Source organism: Gottschalkia purinilytica (assembly GCF_001190785.1).
GTDB classification, from domain to species: Bacteria; Bacillota; Clostridia; order Tissierellales; family Gottschalkiaceae; genus Gottschalkia_A; species Gottschalkia_A purinilytica.
Genome location: NZ_LGSS01000037.1, coordinates 1 through 6,201, shown reverse-complemented (window position 1 = coordinate 6,201; position 6,201 = coordinate 1). Strand labels below are relative to the sequence as shown.

The 6,201-nt window shown below is 30.9% G+C and carries 3 protein-coding genes; 2 read left to right on the top strand and 1 reads right to left on the bottom strand.

Going from position 1 to position 6,201, the window contains the following annotated elements:
• Nucleotides 1-26 precede the first annotated feature (26 nt).
• Nucleotides 27-2,120 carry a WxL domain-containing protein gene (locus CLPU_RS16005; RefSeq protein WP_050379072.1) on the top strand — a complete coding sequence of 698 codons (2,094 nt, stop codon included), beginning with the start codon at nucleotides 27-29 and terminating at the stop codon, nucleotides 2,118-2,120.
• A 1,587-nt stretch (nucleotides 2,121-3,707) separates the two neighbouring features.
• The gene (locus tag CLPU_RS16000; RefSeq protein WP_050379070.1) at nucleotides 3,708-5,189 is read left to right on the top strand and encodes an AcpB/EbpR/MafR family transcriptional regulator; all 1,482 of its coding nucleotides are present in this window, start codon (nucleotides 3,708-3,710) and stop codon (nucleotides 5,187-5,189) included.
• A 363-nt stretch (nucleotides 5,190-5,552) separates the two neighbouring features.
• Here CLPU_RS16000 and CLPU_RS18145 read toward each other — a convergent pair.
• A partial coding sequence (locus CLPU_RS18145) for a S8 family serine peptidase (protein ID WP_157857749.1) occupies nucleotides 5,553-6,201 on the bottom strand: 649 nt, incomplete at its 5' end.

Here is a 6,201-nt window from a genome sequence, read left to right as displayed (position 1 = left end):
CATTAATACTAGGAGAAAATAGTCATATGAAAATTATTAATGGGCCAGGTCGTGCAGATCGTCCATGTGCCATCTCTATGAAAAATAATAGTAAGATATCTGTACAAAAGAATGCTGTACTAGATATTGAGATTCAGGAAGACAAAGTTGGCGATGGTTGGCTTGGAAGTCCAATTTATATGGAAGGTAATAGCCAGTTTCTTATAGATGATGGAGGTAGTTTTTATTTAGATGTCAAAGGAACTACTCCTACAAGCGGTTCAGCGATTAGAAATACTGGGGCAGGAACATTTAAAGTAGGAAAGAATGCTACTTTTAAGATAACGAGTGATATGACAGATCCCAATGATGGTTTGATCTACATGGGAGTAGGCTCAAAGTTCCAGTTTTCAGATGCTAAGAAAATTGATTTAGAATTAACGGATCCTACTAGTCCTTCGCCATTGATTCAGATGCCTTCAGGAGAATGGAAAATAGATGTTCAACGTGTATATCAATGGAATAAAGGGAATGTGACTGAATCACCAAATCATAGTTGGACACCAATATTTGGAATGACAATTCCATATTCACATACAACTGTCGGTAATATCAAAGCACAATCAGTAGATGAAGAAACGCTTAATGATTTTAAGCAACACTTTAATTCGACCAAAGCACAACGAATCACTTTCGAACGTATACCAGATTTTAATATAAAAATCACTAATACGCTTTGTGATAATCCGAAAAAAGAGAATTCTTATACTGTAATAGGAGAAACAATTCCGAATGCGTATGTTCGTTTATCAGGTGGGTCATTTACTGAAAAGGACAATAAAATTCTAAGTCCTGTCCGCGGGGAAGATATCCCCAAAACAATATCTGATAATTTTACAGTAAAAGCAGATGATAAAGGACATTTTAAATATACACTTTCACCTACACGTAGCTTTATAGCAGGAGACGAAATTTCTGCTTTTGCATTTAATGAAGGAAAATATGCTGAATACTCGACACATGTTATAGATTTAACTCCTCCTTCAGGTAATGGACAGAAGGTGGAAACATCGTTAAAAGATACTATAGCTCCAGAACTATCAAAGTTTATCATAGATGAATATGACACCAATCCTAACAATAAGAAGATAAACTATTTGTGGAGTGATACTAATACTAATGATTTGAAGACAATGTTAAAACAAGAAGGGGTATATGAAGTTTATATTGTATTAGAAGATGATAATGGGAATAAGAGTCAACCAATTGAGAGTGAACTGGTTGTTCATGCTACAGCTGGAGAAATCTGTGCAACTGATATTGGCGCTAAATTAAGCACTGTAAAATCTATGTCTAGAGAAGAATTTAGAAAATTTATTTTAAGTGAAAGTAAATTAAAAGCGTGGTATCTATCAGATTTTAAATATCATGATGGAGGAAAATATGTTGAAATCCGTAACTTTGATCAAATAAAACAAGAGACAGGAAACTATGTAGTTGAATTGTTCTTATCTAAAGATTTGACAAAACAACCAGAGGATATTTTAAAAAAAATAGAATTAACTATTGGTGATTACGGTCCAACACCTCCAGTTAATCCAGAAGAGCCCGGGGGGAAAGCAGAGGATACCGAAAATAATGGCACAGGCCAACAGGGATTACTAAGAATAGATTATGTTCCATCCACTTTTGATTTTGGTAGTATACCATTTTCCTATGGAAGTAGAACAGTTCATGCTCTTGAAAAATACGGACAAAAGGGAAAAAAAATTAAGCAATGGATCCAAATTTCTGATGAAAGGAATAAATCAGAGGGATGGAAGGTTGTAGTAAGTTTAAATGAAACTTTCAAAAGTGAATCAGGAGCATTAAGAGGAGCAGAATTGATAATCCCTAAAGGTAAGGTATACAGTTCTTTGGGAGATGTTGCAATTAAAGGGCTAAATAGTCAAAGTGCTACTATTGGATTAGGAGAAGGAAAGACGATTTTTAGTTCAGATAATGGTTATGGAAAAGGTACATCAACGAATGTTTGGGACCCTAGCGAGGTTTCTCTAAAATTACCTGGTGGTGAAGGAAAAACCAATCAAGTATATGAAGCAAGTATTGATTGGACTCTACTGTCAGCACCGGATAATTAAGCAATAAAAATATGTGAATCAATGGATAGCTATAGCTTTTGTTAAGACATATTTAAACATTAAGTTACTATAGTCCTCAGCTGAATATTTCTGTAAAATTTTAAACTTGAGTATATCAAACAAATTTTTAAACTATAATATTGACTTTCATATAAATAGTAGCTTGATTTAAACCAATGGAATGTACTAGCTATTACATTTATTCTAGTGATCGGTTAAATAATTTACCATATAATGGCATAGCATTCACCAACAGTGTCTTTCAGTTATGTAGTATTTATTATTATATTTAATCATAAAAAGGAACCTTCTATTTATCGTTTTTAACTAGAAAACAATAAATGGAAGGTTTCTTTTTTTACTAGATTTTTCTGTTTCAGACTCTTCTCTTATACAATAAAAACCTCCTAGTATGACTCAATATTCTTTCTTTTATTAAGCGAGTTTATTGCCTAACTTCTATATGATGATTGATAATTTTATGTTGTCTTTGTTTAGTATTAAAAGATCTCAACCTGATTCTGGAGCGATGGCAGTGATCTATCACCATAAAATTTGATGACACTGTTGTGTAGTGAGAAATTTGCTCTCTTTAACATCTGACTATTTGTCGTTTAAAATTCGGAAATTCCTGCTTTTAAGTTCCAGTCTTTTGTGTTTTTCTTGTATCATTTCGTTCACCCTTTATAGTTTCTTAGAACGTTACCCTAAATTACTAAATAGTTTAAAAGAAAAAATAACTTTAAAAATTTTCTTTTGAATTGAAAAAAAACAAATATTGTTATTAGTGTGAGAGCCATGACAGTGGGTAATAGTTATATGAAATGAGTCTATTATTAGATCAATTTTTACTGGAGTACAAAGAAAGCGGTAAGGTAAATAAAACAATCTTGGAAGAGATGAATTGTTTGCTGCATAAGGTTTAATCACATATTAAAAGTATATTTATTATGCATTATGGAAAAATAGATATGTAGATTAAGTCAGTAGAAGATTTGAATATGGCCGGTTAAATGTGAACAGTCAACAATAAATTCATTGCTATTCATGAATTAGTAAAATATATGAATAGGTTTTACATCATGTATCAAACTACGATAATTTATTACACAAAAAGTGATGGAATAGGTTTGACTGAGATTATTGATCATAGGGGAATTTTGATTGATTATAGAGAAAGTACATTCTGTTGAAATATTGGTTCATAATAGAGATACTTAATATATTTTTTATTAGAATATAATACAGATTTTTAAGTTATCTCACAGATTCTGAATGCCGTTACTAAGGATAATAGTTTTCTTAAGGCTAATGATAAGTACATTTGTTTATGTATGGTTTTAGCTGTGCTATCGCAAAAGAAAGAAGCAATATAAAGTAGCCAGATAAGATTTCTATGATGAAGATTTATTAGATATCTTTGTACTAGAGAAATATCTTTCTACGAATAGATACATTCTTCAGTTAAAAAGAACAGATGATTATCTGATATCATTTTGGATATAAGGCTCCAGTTAGGTGAGATAAAATTTTTTATTTTAGTTTTTTTAGGTAAATTGATAATTGAAATAAAGAATGGAGGAAAAAATGGAGACTTTTCTGACAAAATCAGATAAAACAAAAATACAGTTGATATATACTTTATTAGAGAGAAAGAAATGGTGGAAACTGGATGAATTAGCAAAACAATTTCAAGTATCTAAGAAAAGTATTAAATTGTATTTACAAGAATTTGAAAAAGTATTCAAAAATTTCAAAGGGGAAATTACTTTATTTTATGATAATAATCAATCAATTCTATTAAAAAAAACAGAAAACTTTCCAATATATAACGTATATCTTCACTATTATAAAAAATCGTATAATTTTCGATTGATTAATCATATGTTTATTTATCCTCAACACAGACTAGAAGATTTTGCAAGATGTCAGTTTACAAGTATATCTACTGTTTATCGATATGGAAAGCTACTTATACCATTTTTTCAACGATTTAAGATAAAGTTTCAACCCTATGCATTGAAACTTATCGCTCCTGAGTCAGCTATTCGCTCTTTTTATTACTATTTTTATTGGCAGAGTTATGTAAATAATTGCTGGCCTTTCGAAATTGAAAAATCAAGCATTTCCAAACAACTAGATTGTTTTGAGGAAATATACAAAATTACATTCAATCCAACTCAACGTAAAATATTTGAGTTTTGGTTGGCAATCATTCGATGGAGGCATATTAGTGGTTTTCCTGCAGAAGTAGATAAAGAATGGGAAGAAGTTATTACAATGGATCAATATTTTTCTTTATTAGAAAAATGGAATCAAAGCTGTAAACAACTCTCACTATCTGATTATCGGGAATTGCCTTATGAGGAATTACTTTATCTTTATCAAATTATTTATTCTTATGGAATTATTGACGGCAATCCAAAATATGAAAATGAACATGCGATGATTCACGAAATGAATAATAGTGTAAGTTTTCAATCGGTTTGCTATTTTGCTGCAGGAGTCAAATTACTTTTTGATTATGAACTTGATTTGAATGATCCAGAACTGATTTTTAATTTTGTTGCATTTCATGAACGGGCACGGCAATTTTATGGAAATACAGATATTTTTTTTAATCGTTTATTTAGCAAAGATATTCATCGTTCAAACAATGAAATTTATCAAACTATTTTAGAATTAAGATCCTATTTAGAGGAGAAAGCATCAAAAGAAACAAAACAGATTTTTGAGAATTGGGAACAACTAGTACTAAATTACTATTTCATTTTGGATTACTATGACTTGTTAGTTCCAGAAACAAAAGAAATTAAGATTCTTTTACTAAGTGATGTGCACCACTCATATCGTTTGTGGTTAAAACACAAGATTATTCAGTTCTTTGGAAAAGCCTATAATATGTATTTTTTTGATTATGAAAAGGATATTGAGCAGGTAGATTTAGTGATTTCAAATTACTATATTAATTGTGGAGGAAAGCCATTTTTATTAATGCGTACTATTCCTACTGAACGGAATTGGCGTACTCTAGAAAAGATGCTTTTCAAATGTGTTAATGAAGTATAAAATAGTCAAAGTGGAGTTTGAAGTACTGCGAGAAAAAACACATACTCTAACGGTTAGATATTTTTATCAAAAATTTTTGTACAAGTTTTCTATGGCATAGTGACTGATCCCATTTCGCGTATGAATAGTAATTTTGAAATACTTTGCTGGTTTATAAAGAAATTAGGTGTTAGTTGAAGTACAGATTAAACCTAAAAATTGTAGAATGATTTTGATACAGAAAAACGAGGGATTACTTTTGAGAGTAATACCTCGTTTTTCTGTACTAATTCAGTTTTTGTTACATAACTGTTTGATAATATCTATAAATCTTTATTTTTTCTAACTAGTCTTATAAGAGTACCACTAAATGTGGGCTATTTTTTATACAATTCTTATTAATATAAGAAGTACAAAGAGTAATATAACGATAAATTCACCACCAAAACCCTGATTAGCTACCTTCTTCTCCTCCTGTTCTTCATTAGGGGTGGGACGATAGGGTTTAGAAGGTTTAGAAGGTCCAGATGGCTTTTTATTTTTTGATGAATCTTCAAAAACTTTTTTTAGACATATTATACCTGCTCCTTGATTGTCCTTTTTATCTTTTAAGTCCGTACAGGAATTTACTAATTTTGACTTTAGTTCTGATGGCCCTAAGCCATTATCTTTACTTAATATTAAAGCAGCTGAACCTGATACTACAGGAGTAGCCATAGATGTTCCACTTAAGGAAGCGTATCCATCTAACTTAGAATTAGATAAAGACATGATATTTACACCTGGAGCTACAACATCAGGCTTTCTCAGACCTTCTCTGGTTGGTCCTCTACTTGAAAAAGGAGCTATACTATCATCAGCTGTACTAGGAGTTCTTTTATCATCAACAGCACCAACTGTTATAACAGAAGAACTATTTCCAGGAGATAATATAGTTTGAGATCCTGGTCCACTATTACCTGCAGCTACTATTACAGTTAATCCTGAGTTAACAGCTTTTTCAACAGCTCTAACTAATGGATCAGTATTAAGA